Source organism: Bacillus sp. BC05(2025), from assembly GCF_056725905.1.
Genome location: NZ_JBWYRA010000007.1, coordinates 215,188 through 233,643, shown reverse-complemented (window position 1 = coordinate 233,643; position 18,456 = coordinate 215,188). Strand labels below are relative to the sequence as shown.

The window sequence follows — 18,456 nt, the reverse complement described above, 5'->3', positions numbered from 1 at the left end:
TAATAAGGCTCGGTAGCTCAGTCGGTAGAGCAGAGGACTGAAAATCCTCGTGTCGGCGGTTCGATTCCGTCCCGAGCCACCATTTATCTTAATCATATACGCCGGCTTAGCTCAATTGGTAGAGCAACTGACTTGTAATCAGTAGGTTGGGGGTTCAAGTCCTCTAGCCGGCACCATGTAAGTTTCGGAGGGGTAGCGAAGTGGCTAAACGCGGCGGACTGTAAATCCGCTCCTTCGGGTTCGGCAGTTCGAATCTGCCCCCCTCCACCATTTACATAGGGGCATAGTTTAAAGGTAGAACTGAGGTCTCCAAAACCTCCAGTGTGGGTTCGATTCCTACTGCCCCTGCCAAATATATTTACACAACATGGCGGTTGTGGCGAAGTGGTTAACGCACCGGATTGTGGCTCCGGCATTCGTGGGTTCGATTCCCATCAGTCGCCCCATTTTTATTTTAAAAATTACAAATAATCTAATGGATACTTACATATAATTAAGTAAGAATTCGATGGGCTATAGCCAAGCGGTAAGGCAACGGACTTTGACTCCGTCATGCGCTGGTTCGAATCCAGCTAGCCCAGCCATTTTGCGGAAGTAGTTCAGTGGTAGAATACAACCTTGCCAAGGTTGGGGTCGCGGGTTCGAATCCCGTCTTCCGCTCCAATAAAATTTCATATGGCGGCATAGCCAAGTGGTAAGGCAGAGGTCTGCAAAACCTTTATCACCGGTTCAAATCCGGTTGCCGCCTTTTCTTTTGTGCCGATGTGGCGGAATTGGCAGACGCGCACGACTCAAAATCGTGTTCCTTCGGGAGTGTCGGTTCGACCCCGACCATCGGTATCACGAACGGCGTAATAAAAAATCTCTATACTAATTGTATAGAGATTTTTTTGTTTTCTTCGCGTGACAAAAAGTGTGCGGTGAGTAAACTAAGCAACATTAAAAGGATAAGAACAAACCTATATAATGAGCACTCTAGAGAGAATTTCTCCACCCCGGTGACATGAAGTTAAATCCGACACCACCAGTCGATATTAGTACATTATCAACGGTTAAGTTTGTAATTTCTAAAAACCTCTTTTCAAACTCTGCTTTGTTGTACTTGTACATAGTTGAGTGGCACGCCCACATGTGCGTTGAAGTACTCAACCAGTCTCCTAAATCCTTTAATTCAGGAAACGCCTCAAATCGAAGTGGTTCATCTAATTTCATGAATCTCACTTGATAGATAGTTGGGTTTAACTTTTCTCCTATTCCTTTAAGAGTATGTGTGTGTGTTTCGTTTGAATGTGTCATAATTCTCCCCCCATTTCCCCTTCAAATTTTTTCCTATTTTAATTATACAACAATAGAAAGTAATTATCGTAATATTATGGAAATAGGTATCGGCGATATAAAAACTCTAACAGAAAAGTTAGAGTTTTTTTGTTAAATTATACTATGTGCTTCTAAAATTCGTAATAAACGTAGGAATTCATGTATAATATAACTTGTCGAAAGAACAAAATGATAGTGATTTATATTATGTCTGTAATATGAATTAAAAATGAACTTTTTATATTTCTTTTAAAAATGTGTTGAATACACATTATATTTCATATTAATATTTTTATGTAGATTTAAAACGGGAAAGAGAGTGGAAAGTATGGGTCGTAAATGGAATAATATTAAGGATAAAAAAGCATCAAAAGATGCAAATACTAGCCGTATATACGCGAAATTTGGACGTGAAATTTATGTGGCGGCAAAACAAGGCGAGCCAGATCCAGAATCAAACCAAGCGCTTAGAGTTGTATTAGAACGTGCGAAAACATACAATGTGCCAAGAACAATTATCGATCGTGCAGTTGAAAAAGCAAAAGGCGGTTCAGAAGAAAATTATGATGAGCTTCGTTATGAAGGATTCGGACCAAATGGATCTATGGTAATTGTAGATACACTTACGAATAACGTAAACCGTACTGCAGCAGATGTACGAGCTGCATTTAGCAAAAACGGTGGTAACATGGGTGTAAACGGTTCTGTAGCTTACATGTTTGATGCGACAGCTGTTATCGGCCTTGAAGGGAAAACATCAGATGAAGTTCTTGAAATTTTAATGGAAGCAGACGTGGATGCACGTGACATTCTTGAAGAAGAAGATGCTGTTATCGTGTATGCTGAACCTGACCAATTCCATGCAGTACAATCTGCACTTAAAGATGCTGGTGTTGAAGAATTCACAGTTGCTGAATTAACAATGCTTGCACAAAGTGATGTAACACTTCCTGAAGATGCACAAGCGCAATTTGAAAAAATGGTTGATGCATTAGAAGATCTAGAAGATGTGCAACAAGTTTACCACAACGTAGACTTAGGAGAATAATACGATAGATAGAAGCCCCTTTCGTTTAACGGATAGGGGCTTCTTTTTATGAATTTAATTAAGGTGATGAATGAGTAAAGGTATTTTGTTGTAGACAGGGAATATGCTTATACGGATATGTGAAATATTCATTATTGTTAGGAGGCTTAATATGGAACATAAAACACCAAAGCATATCGTTGCTGTAGCAGGTTATTTAATAAATGAAAAAGACGAAGTGTTATTAGCTAAAGTACATTGGCGATCGGATACGTGGGAGTTGCCAGGAGGACAGGTAGAAGAAGGAGAAGCGCTCGATCAAGCTGTTTGTAGGGAAATAAAAGAGGAAACAGGATTAACGGTGAAGCCTATCGGTATTACAGGAGTTTATTATAATGCTTCCATGCACATTCTAGCTGTTGTTTTTAAAGTGGCATACGTGAGCGGTGAAATACAAATTCAGCCTGAAGAAATACAAGAGGCTAAATTTGTTGCTTTAAACGAAGAGAACATAGATGAGTACATAACGCGTCCTCATATGAAATCCAGAACGCTTGATGCGATGAGAGCAACACATTGTATTCCTTACGAAACGTGGGAAGTGCAGCCATATCATTTAATAGGTAGGTTGTAAAGAAAAGAGTAGCTGGTTTGAGATACAATCAAATCACTACTCTTTCTTGTATACTGTTTAAGAAAAAGGTCAAAATAATAATAGGGCTAGTATTGATTTCAAGAACGTCTGTTCTGTATAATATATGATATATTGTATACATTTAGATTACTAGATATTTACAAATATATATATTTGTAGATGATATAATGAAAATAGGTTGCTTTAATAGAGAAGCCTTAAACCTTACTTTGTTATTGGTTATTCTTGTTTTGACATAATCTATATTCAATATTTCAGATGAATAGTAGATAAAAAAAGACTGTGATACAATACTTTTTTATACCTTACAATGATGTAAGGTACGTGTAAGAGAAATCGATGGGATGTTTTTTTACAACAAGGTATTCTTAAAGTAAGGGTTATACGCTGTGTGGAAAAGAGGTGTTCAAGATGAAAGAACGAGTATTATCTAGGGTGAACTATCATCAAAAAGTTGCATTAAATCCAATAACTAAATTCTTTTATAAAGCCATTATATTATTATTATTGTTAAGTTGTACGTTATTATTCGTTGGAAATGTGATGATTGAGCAAAGTGATATTAGTAAATTACATGTACCGGCTAAGTTAGAGGTGCCAGAATCATTGACACATGCATTTATTGCGACAGAAGATAAAAGGTTTTATCATCATAACGGTTTAGATTATATAGCGATTGTCAGAGCGTCTGTCGAGAATATAAAAGCTGGTGGTGTTGTGCAAGGTGGAAGTACAATTACACAACAGTTATCCAAAAATGCTTTTTTAACAAATGAACGTACATTTTCTCGTAAGTGGAAAGAGATTTTCTATACGAAAAAGATTGAACGTACATTTACGAAGGATGAAATTTTAAAATTGTATGTAAGCAATATTTATTACGGAGAAGGAGCATGGGGAATTGAAAAAGCGGCAAACCTTTACTTTGGTAAAAAGGTAAGTCAATTAACGCTAGCTGAAAGTGCGATGATGGCTGCTGTAGTAAAGGCACCTGCTTATTATTCACCGGCACAAAATTATGATAAGGCTGTAGAGAGACGAAATGTTGTTTTGAGACTGATGGAGAAAGAAGGCTATATCAATCATGATGAGTATGTGCAAGCAGTTAGTGAGAAGTTAGTAATTCGTCATGATATAAAAACAGAGCAGTCGATGTTAAATAGTGCTCGTGAAAAAGCAGTAAGCTAAAGGAAGTTCCTACATAGGAGCTTCCTTTTTTTGAATAAATTGTGACAAATTGTGACACAATATCGTCACAATTATTGTGTTTTTGTAATTTATGTGAGCGTGTTCATTGCGTGACGTATATAAGTGTTGATATTATGTGTATTGTGTACAATGCTGTATACAGAATATGAATTTAAAGAGGAATGTATATGAAATCAAATAAACTCATGGCTCTTGGTATAGTTTTTTCTATCGCAGTATTGATTGTAATCGGAACAATTGCGTATAGCATCATAAATGACAAAAAAGATAAAGGGAATGAGATGTTTGCTTATTCTACACAACAATCTTTAGGGAAAGATGATGCCCCAGTTAAGGTAGTTGAATTTGGAGACTTCAAATGCCCTGCTTGTCGTACTTGGGATGTAACAGTATTACCACGATTAAAAGAAGAGTATATCGATAAAGGCAAAGTGCAGTTATACTTTATTAACTTCCCATTTATCGGAAAAGACTCTGATTTAGGTGCAGCGGCTGGTGAAGCAATTTATAAACAAGATAAAGATTCATTCTGGACTTTCTATGATGAGATTTATCAAAGTCAAAAGAAAGATACGGAAGAGTGGATTACAGAAGAATTGCTTCTTAATATTGTGAAAGAGAAGCTTCCGAAAGTTGATGTAGCGCAATTTAAGAAAGATTTACACAGTAAAGAAATAAAAGAAAAAGTACGTAAAGATTCAGATCGTGCTCAAAAATTAAAAGTTCAAGGTGCTCCTTCAGTATATGTAAACGGGAATCTTGCAAATCCTGATTTCGATAGTATGAAGAAGGCGATTGATAAAGAATTGAAAAAGTGATGAGTATCTCATCACTTTTTCGACTTTTTTCGATAAAATTCTTGCTTCCGCTTTTTGTACATGCTATACTACTTTACATAAGTTATTCTAATATCTTATATTTATTTCATATTTGCGGGTGTAGTTTAGTGGTAAAACAAGAGCCTTCCAAGCTCTGGTCGAGAGTTCGATTCTCTTCACCCGCTCCAAATTTTATTAAATGTTTTTCTATAAATTGTGATCAACGCAGTGTTTCGTTTCCGAGATAAACGAGGCATTGCGTTTTTTAATGTTTGGAAAACATAATTGTATGCGAAAATAGAAGTAAAGAATAGTATTCCGAAAGTGAATTGCTAACCAATAGATCGTTACATAAAAGATGGATTCATCTGAGGAGGCGATTAGGAATGGATTTTGAACAATTAAAGCAAGATGTAATTGCGTATAGTAAAACGATCGGTATAGATAAAATAGGCTTTGCTAGTGCTTCACCATTTGAAGAATTAAAGCAGCGGTTAATCCAGCAGCAACAATTAAATTATCAATCTGGATTTGAAGAGCCTGATATAGAAAAAAGAACGAACCCGCAGCTTCTACTACCTGGTGCAAAATCAATTATTGCGATTGCATTAGCGTATCCTTCAAAATTAAAAAATGCACCATTAAGTAAGCGAGGAGAACGCCGTGGTATTTTTTGTCGTGCCTCTTGGGGACAAGATTACCACCTTGTTTTACGGGATCGTTTGCAAAAATTAGAAGCATATTTAATTGAAAAACTTCCCGATATAGAAGTTAAGTCAATGGTTGATACGGGTGAATTAAGTGATCGAGCTGTTTCGGAGCGTGCCGGTATTGGATGGAGCGGTAAGAACTGTGCCATTATTACACCTGAATTTGGTTCATATGTATATTTAGGAGAAATGATTACGAATGTTCCCTTTCCACCAGATCAGCCGATAGAAGATCAATGTGGGAGCTGTACAAAATGTATTGATGTTTGTCCTACAGGTGCTTTAATACAAGGAGGACAGTTAGATTCGAAGAAATGTATTGCATTTTTAACACAGACGAAAGGATTTTTGCCTGAAGAATACCGCGACAAAATAGGAAATCGTATTTATGGATGTGATACATGTCAGACTGTTTGTCCGAAAAATAAAGGGAAGGATTTTCATAATCATCCTGAGATGGAACCAGATCCTGAGTTAGTTAAGCCGTTATTAACACCACTTTTAACAATTAGCAATCGTGATTTTAAAGAGAAATATGGAATTATGTCTGGTTCATGGAGAGGAAAAAAGCCGTTGCAACGAAATGCAATTTTGGCACTTGCACATTTTAAAGAGGCATCAGCAATTCCTGATTTAATTGGTGTGATGAAAGATGATCCAAGACCAGTACTTCGCGGAACTGCAGCATGGGCACTTGGGAAAATTGGTGGAGATGGCGTGGGTGAAGCTATTGAAAAAACGATGCAACGTGAGAAAGATGAAGAGGTTCTCCATGAAATGAATCGAGGACTTGAATTGTTAGCGCAGAAAAAAGAGTAGATAATATCTCCCTTTGTCATATTGTAATATGGGAGGGAGACGAAATGGTTGTAAAAATAAATATTGAAAAGCAAGTACAACAATTTTTAGCATATATAACAGAGAAACGAACAAATGTAGACGGTATTGCTGAAGATTTATTACAAATAGCACAGAGAAAGAAACAATTATTTCAAAAGCGTAATGCAGAGATAGTGAAAGCAACTGCGGATGTTTCTTTCATGAGACAATTAAATAATAGCAATCATCAAGAAATTGATTATCAAATACATTTTAAATATTTAATTAAGCATAAAGAATTATTTTATATCGAAGAGGAACAACTAAAACGAAGAGTTTGTTTAAATAATAGCCAGGTAATAGGTGATTATGCTATTGAGGTGCCAGAAGCAGTTGGAATGAGTGAGACATTAGAAAGGGAAGTTACAAAAGAGAAGTACGGTTCTTATCAGTACAATCGTTTAGAAGCAGTTAAATATGCAGAGCGTTGGTGGGATGATCGAAACCCTGTATATCGAAATTTCCCTGATAATTGTACGAATTTTATTTCGCAATGTCTTCATACTGGAGAAGTACCAATGAATGGATATCCTAATATTCGCAAAGGATGGTGGCAAAGGGAGAATCAGTGGAGTTGGAGCTGGGCTGTCGCGCACTCTTTTTATTGGTATTTGTCAGGTGCTACAACAGGGCTTCGAGCTGAAGCTGTAGAAAAGCCAGAGGACCTTATTCTTGGTGATGTCATCGCTTATGATTTCGAGGATGATGGTAGGTGGAATCATACAACGATTGTAGTAGCAAAAGACGCAGATGGTATGCCGCTTGTAAATGCACATTCAGCGAATAGTCGTCGGCGTTATTGGAACTATGAAGATTCTAGTAAATATACACCACAAATGAAATATAAATTCTTTCATATTATTAATGGGTAGAGATTTTTCGTTCAAGTGGTATAATACTTAGTAGACAAAAAACAGAGGTGAATATCGCGTGGGAGTACATGTTGTTTTATATCAACCAGAAATTCCAGCAAATACAGGGAATATTGCTCGTACTTGTGCAGCAACTGGAACAGAATTACATTTGATTAGACCGCTTGGATTTTCAACGGATGATAAAATGTTAAAGCGTGCAGGATTAGATTATTGGCAGCACGTGAAAATTACGTATTATGATTCAATTGAAGAGTTTTATGAGAAAAATAAAGACGGTGAGTTCTTCTATTTAACAAAGTATGGTGAGAAAGCTCATACAGCGTTTGATTATAGTAAACGTGAGAAGGATTACTACTTTGTATTTGGAAGAGAAACAAACGGCTTACCAGCTAATGTAATCGAAGAAAATTTCGATCATTGTTTACGTATTCCAATGACTGATAAAGTGCGTTCATTAAATTTATCTAATACAGCAGCTATTTTAATTTATGAAGCGTTCCGTCAACAAAATTATCCAGGATTAGATTTAGAAATTGTTTATTAAAAGTCGCCATTATGGCGACTTTTTTTCTAAAAATAAAAATAATATGTGATCATACATTTAAAAAAGGGTACATATTCATATAGAATGGGGATATATGAATAAAAATAGATTAGACGGGTTGAGATAAATATGAAGGAACGATATAGTAATCAAAATACCTTTTTAAGTATGATAGATATGGATTTAATAAGAAGAGGATTATTACATGCTATTCAAGATTTAGTATTTATTGTGAAAGTTATGGATGATGAAATCTTTACATATATTTATGTAAATAAGATAGGTATGGATTATGCGAAGCTAAGCGAAGAGTGTTATGGAAAAACGTTCGCTGAAGCATTGCCGAAAGATACGGCGGAAATATTGCAAGTGCAATATGCAAAAGTGGCGAGCGAAGCGAAAGCACATACCTTTTGTGATGTAGTTAGTTTACCAACTGGTAATGTACATTATGAATCTTCACTTAATCCTGTATTTGATGAAGAAGGAGTATGTCAGTTTATTATTTGTATTACGAGGGATATTACAGCTCAAATTGAGGAGAAGATTGAAATAGAGGAAAAACAAATGTTATTTAAGTCATTACTAGAATATAATAATGACTCCATTATATCTATAGATTCTATAGGTAGAATTACATACGCGAATCCAGCAACGTATGAAATATTTGGATATCGATATGAAGAATTGAACAATAAATTTATTTTTGAATTTATTAATAAAGAATATGAAAAAGATTTTCAAATTATATTTAAAGGATCCATGCAAGGAAAAGCGAAGCAAATTGTTTCAAAGAAATATGTTCATAAAGAAGGGTACGAGCTCTATATTTCTTTGAGAACTATTCCAATTATTGTGAACGGTGAAATTATTGGGATATATATTGTTACGAGGGATGTTACAAGGCAAGTATTAAATGAGATGAGAACGGAATATTTAGCTTATTATGACCAGCTAACAGGATTAATGAATAGAATTTCATGTACAAATAAGTTAAATGATTTTTTAAATGAAAAGATAGATTTTGCGTTTATCTTTATAGATTTAGATGAATTTCATCTTATTAATGATACTTTTGGGCATAAAGAAGGAGATAAAGTATTACAAAAAGTGACAGAATGTTTAAGCAGTATCCAAATAGGCGGTATGCACTTATTTAGAGAACACGATGATCAATTTGTTATGTTAATAGAAAATATAACGAAAGAACATGTAGAGGTAGTAGCAAAAAGCATATTAAAAAAAATCAGTGAACATTTTGTAATCGAGGAAGAGGACGTATATTTAAGTGCGTCAATCGGAATTGTAATGGCTCCAACAGATGGAGAAGATGAAAAAATATTATTCCAAAGGGTTGATGCTGCCCTGGAAAAAGCGAAAGAAAAAGGAAAAGGGTATTATCATTTTTATTGTAATGGATCAGATTGTGAGCGTGAAAAAAGATTTATAATAGAAAACCAATTACATCGTGCTATAGAAAAAAATGAATTCTTCTTGCATTATCAGCCGCAAATTAATATTGAAAAGACAAAAATAGCTAGCATGGAGGCTTTAATAAGGTGGAAAAATAAAGAATTAGGATTTGTCTCTCCTAATCAATTTATTCCGCTGGCAGAAAGAACAGGTTTTATCATTAAGCTTGATGAATGGGTAGTAAATGAAGTGTGTAAGCAAATACGTGAATGGTTAAATAAAGGATATGAAGTTGTCCCGATTGCAGTTAATATTTCAGCCAGACACTTTCGCTCTATTACATTAATAGAGATGATTACACGAGCTTTACATAAGTACAATGTACCAGCTCATTTATTAGCAATAGAGGTTACAGAAGGAGCCCTTATACATAAAGACATATCGAAAAGAGTATTGCTGCAATTAAAAGAACAAAATTTAAAGATTCATTTAGATGATTTTGGAACAGGATATTCATCTTTAAGTTATTTAAAAACGTATCCAATTGATACTTTGAAAATTGATCGTTCTTTTATGGAAGGTATACATGTAGATGAACGCGATACGAATATTACGGCTGCGATTATTCATTTAGCTCATACTTTGGAATTGAATGTAATTGCAGAAGGAGTAGAAAAAGCGGAACAAATACAATTTTTGAAGGAAAAGAATGTGAAGTTTGTACAAGGTTATTATTATAGCAAACCACTATCAAAATGTGATGTGGAAAATATATATTATAAATAATTTATAAAAAAGGTGATGTGCTAAAAGCACATCACTTTTTTTGTGTACCAGGTTTATCATTGTAACCAGATGTAAAAATAGCTGTAAGAAATGTGAGTGATACACCTAAAATTAATAATAATTTCATACTAATATCCCTCCTATATTTCAGTTTACGAATCTGAAATATGAATCGAAATGTATGTAATGTTCTTGGAAGAAAAGAATTTATTTAAAATGAATAGAGGTGTAAAAACTTTAATACCTATATTATACAGAATTTTCTTTGAATTTTGGAGAGAATTTTATAGCACAACTGTATATTTCATTTTGATTTAAAGAATGTTTGAGGACATCCTAGCATACCTTTTATAATAATCCGATTGAACAAGGAGATGGGGGAGGAGCTATAATGGATATTCTAAAAAAAATTGAACAGCATCGAGAAGCAGAAGAACGCTTACAATGGGAAGGTACGTTTGCGGAGTATTTAGAGCTTGTGAAGGAAAGACCATGGGTGGCTCAAACAGCACACTCTCGCATTTACAATATGATAAAAGATGCTGGAATTGAAGAAGTAGATGGTAGAAGAAAGTATAATTTCTTTAGTAATCAGCTATTTGGATTAGAGGATGCTTTAGAACGTCTTGTAGAGGAATATTTTCATCCATCTGCAAAACGATTAGATGTTAGAAAACGTATTTTATTATTAATGGGTCCTGTTAGTGGAGGGAAATCAACATTAGTTACGATGTTAAAACGGGGATTAGAAACATATTCACGAACAGATCGAGGAGCAATTTTTGCAATTAAAGGATGCCCAATGCACGAAGATCCGCTTCATTTAATTCCGCACCATTTACGGGATGATTTCTTTGATGAGTATGGAGTTAGAATTGAAGGGAATTTATCGCCACTCAACGTGATGCGTCTAGAACAAGAATATGGTTCAAGAATTGAGGATGTCGTTGTAGAGCGTATTTTCTTCTCGGAGGATCGTCGTACAGGGATTGGTACATTTAGCCCATCTGATCCTAAATCACAAGATATTGCCGATTTAACAGGTAGTCTGGACTTTTCAACAATTGCAGAATATGGTTCGGAATCAGATCCACGAGCATATCGTTTCGATGGAGAATTAAATAAGGCAAACCGTGGGATGATGGAATTCCAAGAGATGTTAAAATGCGACGAGAAGTTCTTATGGCATTTATTATCGCTTACGCAAGAAGGGAATTTCAAAGCGGGAAGATTTGCGCTTATTTCAGCAGATGAATTAATTGTAGCGCATACGAATGAAACGGAGTATCGTTCTTTCATAGCAAACAAGAAAAATGAAGCATTACACTCAAGAATTATTGTAATGCCTGTCCCATACAATTTACGAGTGAGTGAAGAAGAACATATTTATGAAAAAATGATTCGTGAAAGTGATGTATCCAATGTTCACATTGCACCACACACACTTCGCGTTGCAGCAATGTTTACAATTTTAACTCGTTTAAAAGATCCGAAGCGTCCGGATATTGATTTAATTAAAAAGATGCGTTTATATGATGGAGAAACGGTAGAAGGTTATAATGCGATTGATGTAGAGGAGCTGCAACGTGAATATCAAGATGAAGGCATGAGCGGTATTGATCCTCGTTATGTGATTAACCGAATTTCTTCTACAATTATTCGAAAAGAGGTACCATCTATTAACGCATTAGATGTACTTAGATCGCTAAAAGACGGGTTGGATCAGCATCCGTCAATTAGTAATGAAGATCGAGAGCGTTATATGAATTTCATCTCATTAGCAAGAAAAGAATATGATGAAATTGCGAAGAAAGAAGTACAAAAAGCATTTGTGTATTCATATGAAGAATCAGCGAAGACACTTATGGATAATTACTTAGATAACGTTGAAGCATATTGCAATAAATCAAAATTACGTGACCCATTAACAGGTGAAGAAATGAGTCCAGATGAAAAGCTAATGCGCTCAATTGAGGAGCAAATTGGAATTTCAGAAAATGCTAAGAAAGCATTCCGTGAAGAAATTTTAATTCGCATTTCTGCTTATGCGCGTAAAGGAAAACGCTTTGATTATAACTCACATGAGCGCCTTCGCGAAGCGATTCAGAAAAAACTATTTGCTGATTTAAAAGATATAGTGAAAATTACAACATCAACGAAAACACCAGACGAAAATCAGCTTAAGAAAATTAATGATGTTGTTGCACGCTTAATTGATGAGCACGGCTATAATTCTTCATCTGCGAATGAATTATTACGCTATGTAGGTAGCCTGCTAAACCGATAGTTTGATAACAAAACGCTGTCTCTTGTATTTTGCGGGACAGCGTTTTATTATCCATTCATATGTGTAAAGTGTCATACCTTGTCCAAATATAATAAATTAAGATGCAATTTTATGAATTTATTGTCAATTATTTTTACAATATGCATATGATAGAGTAACCAACCATTCATACGAAAAAAGCCAACACAATACAATATGTTGCAAAGTGTAAATGTGTGCAACTATGCATTGTGTTTCTTTCTTATCAAAGGCTGAATGATTCTTTTCTAGTATGTGAGTGGCAAAATTTTGTTTAGGATGCTCGGAGTATTATATGAAAAACGTTATATATGTTTATGGGATGATTTTCGATGGGCAGTTACCTTTCATTCTAGCTGGCACAGTATAAAACAAAATTTCTAGATTGCTGTTCATATAGGAAGACAATTACAGTAAGGAGGGAAAGAAATGGGTGAAGAAAACCAACCAAATTATACGATTTCACAGGAAAACTGGTCCCTCCATCGCAAAGGATATGACGACCAACAACGCCATCAAGAGAAAGTACAAGAGGCAATTAAGAATAATTTACCCGATCTTGTAACAGAAGAAAGCATTGTTATGTCTAATGGTAAGGATGTTGTAAAAATACCGATTCGTTCTTTAGATGAATATAAGATTAGGTACAATTATGATAAAAACAAACATGTTGGGCAAGGAAATGGTGACAGCAAAGTTGGTGATGTCGTTGCGAGAGATGGATCAGGTGGTCAAAAGCAAAAAGGACCAGGAAAAGGGCAAGGAGCAGGGGATGCGGCTGGAGAAGATTATTATGAAGCTGAAGTCTCTATTTTAGAATTAGAGCAAGCATTTTTCAAAGAATTAGAATTACCTAATTTAAAGAGAAAAGAAATGGATGAAAACCGAATTGAACATGTTGAATTTAATGATATTAGAAAAACAGGATTATGGGGCAACATCGATAAGAAAAGAACGATGATATCCGCATATAAACGAAATGCGATGCGTGGTAAAGCATCTTTCCATCCAATTCATCAAGAAGATTTAAAGTTCCGCACTTGGAATGAAGTATTAAAGCCAGATTCAAAGGCTGTTGTATTAGCGATGATGGATACGAGTGGATCGATGGGAATATGGGAGAAATATATGGCACGGAGCTTCTTTTTCTGGATGACGAGATTTCTACGCACAAAGTATGAAACAGTAGATATTGAATTTATTGCCCATCATACGGAGGCAAAAGTAGTTCCAGAGGAAGAGTTTTTCTCAAAAGGAGAAAGTGGCGGAACAATTTGTTCTTCTGTATACAAAAAAGCACTCGAGCTAATTGATAATAAATACTCACCAGACCGCTATAATATTTATCCATTCCATTTTTCAGACGGTGATAATTTAACATCAGATAATGCTAGATGTGTAAAGCTTGTTGAAGAGTTGATGAAGAAGTGTAATATGTTTGGGTATGGAGAAGTGAACCAGTATAATCGCTCATCATCTACCCTTTTTTCTGTTTATAAAAACATTGAGGATGAGAAGTTTAGGTATTATATAGTGAAAAATAAGAAGGATATTTTTCACTGCCTTAAAAAGTTCTTTAAGAAATAACCTTGAACATAAAGATAATCAAATGTAAAACATCTTAGGATTAGAAATATATCAGTGAATACAAAATGGATTTTTGAAGGGGAAATAAAAAAATTATCAGTGGGAAAAATCAAAATCTCATAATTCATAGGATAAAGGAATAAGGAAAGTAAAGTTAAAACGATTGGTACGGATCCAAACAATGGAACTATGAGACATATAAAGGCTAGAGAAGCAAAATACAACGCGACAAAAGAAAGATGTTATGAATTAGTTAATAAATATATCAATCGAATATATTATATGTATGAATAAATGTGAAAGGGAACGATAAATTCAGTATAAAAAACTATATAACATTTTTTTCCTTTTGTTAACTTTAAATAAAAAGTGTTCTTTAGGAGCCAAGAGATTAAACAAGCATGTCTTCCTAAAGAACGCTTTTTTGCGTTTAAAGTGTTGATGGTTCAAAAAAATTAGGGGTATTTGATGTTAATCCATTGACAGTTGTAAAAAAACAGAAGAGTTTAAAGAGAGACAGCGGGTCAACGGGAACAAATACTTGCAAAATTAAGAGAAAAAGGACTAAGGGGTGACACAAACATATACTTTTCCGAGCATGTTGCACGCTCCTTAGGTGAGAGATTAAACAAGGGAGGATATGGGATAAAACCAATTCGAAAATAAAGAATTTTTTAAAAGTTAAACATTTAAAAAACAGTTTTTCTCAGTTACAATATTCTATAATAAAGTAGCTAGGCCTTATTAAGATAACCATAAAAATTTATAATAGTTACATAAATCATAATGTAGTAGGAGGTAGGAATGTATGAGCAATGAAAATGATCCCTTAAAAATAACAATTGAGAATAGTGAATGGGCAAAAGAGGTAGAAAATAAACCCTATCTAGAATGGTTACGAAATAATTATAGAAAGTGTTGGATTGACAAGGATAATAAAGAACAAGTTAGATATAAATACGAACACGTTAATAGACCAGGTATCACTATTACTGTTGACAAGGATGGAAACATCAAAGATGGTTGTCTTGATACCACGGATTATATTTTAGAAGCAGAACTAGTTGAAGAATATATGGAGACTATCGGTGGGGCATCATTTGACCTTTTAGACGAAAATGACGAAATTTGGGAAAACGATTGTAGCTCTGATTTTAATAACGAAGAATACATAATAAATTACAAGCTCGAAAACGAAAAGTATTTTACTGTAACACCTGAGGAAAGTAAAATTGATAAATTATCATGGGCCTTGTGGGTAATTAATAAACAAGCAAAAGCGTATAGGGATCAATTACAATTTGACTCCTCTAACCTTACTGAAGATGTTAAAAAGTATTTTACAGTAATGAAACATAATTACTATATTCTAAAAGCTTTTGCTTTTAAAAAGTTACACAAACAAAATAAACTTACTTATAAAGGTATTCATATTGGACAGGATAAAATAAAAAAATACCCCTATGTAGAATTCGGTAAACGAGGTTTTCACCTTGTTGCAAAGGGAAAGTATCTTGAAGCGCTTATGAGGGAAAATCGTATAACAATTACAAACCCTTTACCTAAAATTGAATCTATAGATCATTCACGCAATCATAAACAGATAGACCTAGTTACTGCAGAAGAGATTGTATGTGAATTCCTACAACCAGGATTTCATGGGGAATTATGGACTACAATGGTAAGAGAAAAAAAACAGATAGGGAGAGATAAAAGTACCGGGAAAATTATATTAGTAGACACACCTGACAAGTAAGTAGCTTATTGTTTTAACAATAAGCTACTTACTTGAATGACACAACAATAGTTGTATTGTAATTTTCCTAGCGTTTTTGCACCAGAACTAAAAAAGTAAATACCCCAAAACGAGAAAATTTGCATTTCCAAGTCAAAAGGTACAAATTTTTTGTTTTGGGGGCGTTATAAGATCCTGAAGTTAATGGATGTGGGGTGATCCCCCTTTTATGAGCATTTGGAATATGAGTTATCGCATATTGTTGATTTTGAGAATTATATTTTAGTATATAACTCCACTACAAACTCATCTTTTCTTTTCCACTCTTTTTTTCGTAAATAAGTCACTTTCTCAAGTGCCGATTTGAGAAGATGATTTTTCTTCTCTATATCATTCGTTGCATAATAAGCCTCTAAAACATTTTTGATCCTCGGAACAAATTCATGTATATGTTTTTCTTTTTCTAATATCTTTTTAATTTCATGTTTAAGCTCTTCAATTGCCTCTTGGGTAGTCTTCAATCGTACAGCAATAGATTTTTGCCGCTCTAAGAACGTGTCAATATCATATACACCTTTTTCTAAAAAATCATGGAGATTGCTTTTTTGTTTTTGCAGATCATTTATTTGTTGTTCTTTCTTTTCTAGAGCTTTCTGTTGTAAATCAATATTATTGTTCGACTTCTTTTTTTGTATCATATTTTCTTGTATCTCAAAGCTTTCAATAATTTGTTTTAATCCATCAAGTATGCGCTGTTCAACAAGTGTTAAGGATGCTCCTTTTTGAACGCCTTTACAGGATGGTTGAATGCAACGAACTTGGGGATTAGGCCGATCTTTTCGTGGCTGATAAAGCATGGAGTGTCCACATAGTTTACACAGTAAGATTCCAGCCAATGGATTAGACAGTTTTTTTGTTTTTATTGTAGGAGGTCTCCAACGTTTACTATGAGCCGTATTAGCTTTTTGAAATAATTCTTCGGATACAAGTGGAGGATGAGCGTGATTGTGTCGTTGCCATCGTTCTTTTGGTACTTTTTTTCGTATATACTTACCATTTTGTTTTGTATAGCGTATTTTCCCCCAAATGATGTGACCGAGGTATACTTCATTTTTAATAATGGATGAGATAGTTGAAGGGTTCCAGTATTCGCCTTCTGGAGGCAAAATACTTAATCTATCTAATTCTTGTGCGATTGCCTGCCTGCCCATCCCGCCAGCCATGCTTTCAAAAATTTTAGATACTATCCAACTTTTTTCAGTATCAGGGTAAAGTTTTAAATTATTATCTCGTAAGTAGCCATAAGGGGGGACACGGGAAATTGATTTTCCTTCCCTTGCAGAAGCTCTTCTCCCACGCTGCATACGTTTCACGATTGTTTTTAATTCTTCTCGAGCAATTAAAGACTTGATACTGAATGTTAATTCCTGATTTTCATCATTTGGGTCAATGACTTCTGTTGGTGTAATAATGAATGTTTCTGAATAACGAAATACACGATAAATTGTTCCCTGATCTACCATATCGCCGCGACCAAGGCGATCTAAGTCCATTACTAATACTGCATCAGCTATGCCAGTTTCTACTTCACGAAGCAATTTTTGCATCATAGGTCTTTCAGATATATATTCACCAGAAACAACTTCTTCAAAAATATCAATTATATTATGATGCCCTTTATGAGCGAGTTCTAATAACTGAGTTCGATGACGTTCGAGTGTATCATAATGTTGTCCATGTTCTATAGCCTTTTTTTCTTCCTCCAGATCTTTTCGGCTTTTACGTAAATAGATAAATACATCAAGTTCTTGTGGACGATACATTAGTTTCACCTACCAGCTTGTCTAGTATTATTATTATAGATATGTATGGCTAGCTTGTCCTATGAAAATGATAGTTCGTCTTTTTCCCCCCCTTGCATACATATAATGCAAGGGGGGATATGATGAAAGAATTTCAATTTGGTAATACAAAAGTTATTATTCATTCATCGCTTGCATCAATGGAAAAACAAGAACAAAAAGAATGGTTTCAACAAGAATGGGAAAAGAAAAATCCAATTTTAAGATCTATAGTTGAAGCGGTAGTCAGTTGCCAAGAAGATGAAAAATAAAAAGAGCATTCTCTTTTATTAAGAGATATGCTCTTCTTTTTTCGTTAAATTATTCATCAACATAAATAATTGTTTTTTATCGTGAATAGCTTTTTTAGTTCTGTAAATAATACTCTTGATCATTGTTATGAAGGATAGGTGAAGCTTGAGATAGATCAATACCTTTCTCTAAAGTTTCTAATAAGTAATATCCAAGTGCTTTATCCTGTTGTATCAAGTTATGTAATAGGGTGCTTGCGCGAGCAATTCTATATTTTGTTTCATCTAAGGTTAAGGATGAATTATCTATTGTAATGAGATGAAGCTCATCTTGTAGCTTTTGTAATAATGAAAGTTGAATGGTATCCGTCTTTCCTGTTTCAAGATTACTTAAATAAGCTGGTGATACACCAAGCTGTTTTGCAAAAGTGTTTAATCCAATTCCTTTTTGAGTGCGAAGTGTACGAATGTGTTTACCAATTTCATTTATCATAAGACTAACCT

15 protein-coding genes and 10 tRNA genes are annotated in these 18,456 nt (G+C 34.5%); 22 read left to right on the top strand and 3 right to left on the bottom strand.

Going from position 1 to position 18,456, the window contains the following annotated elements; genetic code table 11:
- Positions 1-6: 6 nt before the first annotated feature.
- The 9 genes from ACZ76X_RS21340 to ACZ76X_RS21300 all read left to right on the top strand — a co-directional run bounded on the left by ACZ76X_RS21340 (position 7) and on the right by ACZ76X_RS21300 (position 840).
- A tRNA-Phe gene (locus tag ACZ76X_RS21340) sits at positions 7-82 on the top strand.
- Positions 83-100: 18 nt separating this feature from the next.
- Positions 101-176 (top strand) — tRNA-Thr (locus ACZ76X_RS21335).
- Between the two features lie 10 nt (positions 177-186).
- Positions 187-270 (top strand) — tRNA-Tyr (locus tag ACZ76X_RS21330).
- A 7-nt stretch (positions 271-277) separates the two neighbouring features.
- Positions 278-351 (top strand) — tRNA-Trp (locus tag ACZ76X_RS21325).
- A gap of 19 nt (positions 352-370) precedes the next feature.
- A tRNA-His gene (locus tag ACZ76X_RS21320) sits at positions 371-446 on the top strand.
- 63 nt (positions 447-509) lie between these two features.
- A tRNA-Gln gene (locus ACZ76X_RS21315) sits at positions 510-584 on the top strand.
- 4 nt (positions 585-588) lie between these two features.
- Positions 589-663: transfer RNA gene (locus tag ACZ76X_RS21310), tRNA-Gly, on the top strand.
- A 14-nt stretch (positions 664-677) separates the two neighbouring features.
- Positions 678-748, top strand: a tRNA-Cys gene (locus ACZ76X_RS21305).
- Positions 749-758: 10 nt separating this feature from the next.
- A tRNA-Leu gene (locus ACZ76X_RS21300) sits at positions 759-840 on the top strand.
- Between the two features lie 135 nt (positions 841-975).
- Here the strand turns inward: ACZ76X_RS21300 and ACZ76X_RS21295 are convergent.
- Positions 976-1,296, bottom strand: a complete 321-nt coding sequence (locus tag ACZ76X_RS21295) for a DUF3884 family protein (RefSeq protein ID WP_479851624.1) — start codon at positions 1,294-1,296, stop codon at positions 976-978.
- Between the two features lie 349 nt (positions 1,297-1,645).
- On the opposite strand from ACZ76X_RS21295, the gene ACZ76X_RS21290 reads away from it, so the two are divergent.
- The 12 genes from ACZ76X_RS21290 to ACZ76X_RS21235 all read left to right on the top strand — a co-directional run bounded on the left by ACZ76X_RS21290 (position 1,646) and on the right by ACZ76X_RS21235 (position 15,881).
- The gene (locus ACZ76X_RS21290; protein ID WP_098668664.1) at positions 1,646-2,365 is read left to right on the top strand and encodes a YebC/PmpR family DNA-binding transcriptional regulator; all 720 of its coding nucleotides are present in this window, start codon (positions 1,646-1,648) and stop codon (positions 2,363-2,365) included.
- A 151-nt stretch (positions 2,366-2,516) separates the two neighbouring features.
- Positions 2,517-2,978, top strand: a complete 462-nt coding sequence (locus ACZ76X_RS21285) for an NUDIX hydrolase (RefSeq protein WP_098668665.1) — start codon at positions 2,517-2,519, stop codon at positions 2,976-2,978.
- 432 nt (positions 2,979-3,410) lie between these two features.
- Positions 3,411-4,187, top strand: a complete 777-nt coding sequence (locus ACZ76X_RS21280; RefSeq protein WP_098668666.1) for a transglycosylase domain-containing protein — start codon at positions 3,411-3,413, stop codon at positions 4,185-4,187.
- Between the two features lie 188 nt (positions 4,188-4,375).
- Entirely contained in the window at positions 4,376-5,026 is a 651-nt protein-coding gene (locus ACZ76X_RS21275) for a DsbA family protein (protein WP_000841312.1), read from the top strand.
- A gap of 114 nt (positions 5,027-5,140) precedes the next feature.
- Positions 5,141-5,214: transfer RNA gene (locus ACZ76X_RS21270), tRNA-Gly, on the top strand.
- A gap of 198 nt (positions 5,215-5,412) precedes the next feature.
- Positions 5,413-6,555: a tRNA epoxyqueuosine(34) reductase QueG gene (queG, locus tag ACZ76X_RS21265; RefSeq protein WP_479851623.1), complete on the top strand. Its 1,143-nt coding sequence runs from the start codon at positions 5,413-5,415 to the stop codon at positions 6,553-6,555.
- 44 nt (positions 6,556-6,599) lie between these two features.
- Entirely contained in the window at positions 6,600-7,487 is an 888-nt protein-coding gene (locus ACZ76X_RS21260; RefSeq protein WP_479851622.1) for an amidase domain-containing protein, read from the top strand.
- 58 nt (positions 7,488-7,545) lie between these two features.
- Complete coding sequence (trmL, locus tag ACZ76X_RS21255; protein ID WP_000538147.1) at positions 7,546-8,034, top strand: tRNA (uridine(34)/cytosine(34)/5-carboxymethylaminomethyluridine(34)-2'-O)-methyltransferase TrmL; 489 nt, start codon at positions 7,546-7,548, stop codon at positions 8,032-8,034.
- A gap of 129 nt (positions 8,035-8,163) precedes the next feature.
- The gene (locus ACZ76X_RS21250; protein ID WP_479851621.1) at positions 8,164-10,233 is read left to right on the top strand and encodes a sensor domain-containing protein; all 2,070 of its coding nucleotides are present in this window, start codon (positions 8,164-8,166) and stop codon (positions 10,231-10,233) included.
- 391 nt (positions 10,234-10,624) lie between these two features.
- A complete protein-coding gene (locus tag ACZ76X_RS21245) occupies positions 10,625-12,520 on the top strand; it encodes a PrkA family serine protein kinase (RefSeq protein ID WP_000353283.1) in 1,896 nt (631 codons plus the stop codon).
- Positions 12,521-12,967: 447 nt separating this feature from the next.
- Positions 12,968-14,125: a sporulation protein YhbH gene (yhbH, locus tag ACZ76X_RS21240; protein WP_436403165.1), complete on the top strand. Its 1,158-nt coding sequence runs from the start codon at positions 12,968-12,970 to the stop codon at positions 14,123-14,125.
- A gap of 808 nt (positions 14,126-14,933) precedes the next feature.
- Positions 14,934-15,881 carry a hypothetical protein gene (locus ACZ76X_RS21235; protein WP_479851620.1) on the top strand — a complete coding sequence of 316 codons (948 nt, stop codon included), beginning with the start codon at positions 14,934-14,936 and terminating at the stop codon, positions 15,879-15,881.
- Positions 15,882-16,135: 254 nt separating this feature from the next.
- Here ACZ76X_RS21235 and ACZ76X_RS21230 read toward each other — a convergent pair whose 3' ends face one another.
- On the bottom strand, positions 16,136-17,683 hold the full coding sequence (locus ACZ76X_RS21230) for a recombinase family protein (RefSeq protein WP_436403163.1): 1,548 nt from the start codon (positions 17,681-17,683) through the stop codon (positions 16,136-16,138).
- A gap of 122 nt (positions 17,684-17,805) precedes the next feature.
- Between ACZ76X_RS21230 and ACZ76X_RS21225 the strand changes: the two genes are divergently transcribed.
- Positions 17,806-17,973, top strand: a complete 168-nt coding sequence (locus ACZ76X_RS21225) for a hypothetical protein (protein WP_436403162.1) — start codon at positions 17,806-17,808, stop codon at positions 17,971-17,973.
- A 94-nt stretch (positions 17,974-18,067) separates the two neighbouring features.
- Here the strand turns inward: ACZ76X_RS21225 and ACZ76X_RS21220 are convergent, their stop codons facing one another.
- Positions 18,068-18,445 (bottom strand): helix-turn-helix domain-containing protein, encoded by a 378-nt coding sequence (locus ACZ76X_RS21220; RefSeq protein WP_479851619.1) that lies wholly within the window; start codon positions 18,443-18,445, stop codon positions 18,068-18,070.
- Positions 18,446-18,456: the final 11 nt, after the last annotated feature.

Excerpts from the sequence above, each read along its gene's own strand:
- ACZ76X_RS21280 (WP_098668666.1), top strand. The coding sequence starts at position 3,411 with ATGAAAGAACGAGTATTATCTAGGGTGAACTATCATCAAAAAGTTGCA.
- ACZ76X_RS21230 (WP_436403163.1), bottom strand. The coding sequence starts at position 17,683 with ATGTATCGTCCACAAGAACTTGATGTATTTATCTATTTACGTAAAAGC.
- queG (WP_479851623.1), top strand. The coding sequence starts at position 5,413 with ATGGATTTTGAACAATTAAAGCAAGATGTAATTGCGTATAGTAAAACG.
- ACZ76X_RS21225 (WP_436403162.1), top strand. The coding sequence starts at position 17,806 with ATGAAAGAATTTCAATTTGGTAATACAAAAGTTATTATTCATTCATCG.
- ACZ76X_RS21260 (WP_479851622.1), top strand. The coding sequence starts at position 6,600 with ATGGTTGTAAAAATAAATATTGAAAAGCAAGTACAACAATTTTTAGCA.
- yhbH (WP_436403165.1), top strand. The coding sequence starts at position 12,968 with ATGGGTGAAGAAAACCAACCAAATTATACGATTTCACAGGAAAACTGG.
- ACZ76X_RS21290 (WP_098668664.1), top strand. The coding sequence starts at position 1,646 with ATGGGTCGTAAATGGAATAATATTAAGGATAAAAAAGCATCAAAAGAT.
- ACZ76X_RS21245 (WP_000353283.1), top strand. The coding sequence starts at position 10,625 with ATGGATATTCTAAAAAAAATTGAACAGCATCGAGAAGCAGAAGAACGC.
- ACZ76X_RS21285 (WP_098668665.1), top strand. The coding sequence starts at position 2,517 with ATGGAACATAAAACACCAAAGCATATCGTTGCTGTAGCAGGTTATTTA.
- ACZ76X_RS21220 (WP_479851619.1), bottom strand. The coding sequence starts at position 18,445 with ATGATAAATGAAATTGGTAAACACATTCGTACACTTCGCACTCAAAAA.
- ACZ76X_RS21275 (WP_000841312.1), top strand. The coding sequence starts at position 4,376 with ATGAAATCAAATAAACTCATGGCTCTTGGTATAGTTTTTTCTATCGCA.
- ACZ76X_RS21250 (WP_479851621.1), top strand. The coding sequence starts at position 8,164 with ATGAAGGAACGATATAGTAATCAAAATACCTTTTTAAGTATGATAGAT.
- ACZ76X_RS21295 (WP_479851624.1), bottom strand. The coding sequence starts at position 1,296 with ATGACACATTCAAACGAAACACACACACATACTCTTAAAGGAATAGGA.
- ACZ76X_RS21235 (WP_479851620.1), top strand. The coding sequence starts at position 14,934 with ATGAGCAATGAAAATGATCCCTTAAAAATAACAATTGAGAATAGTGAA.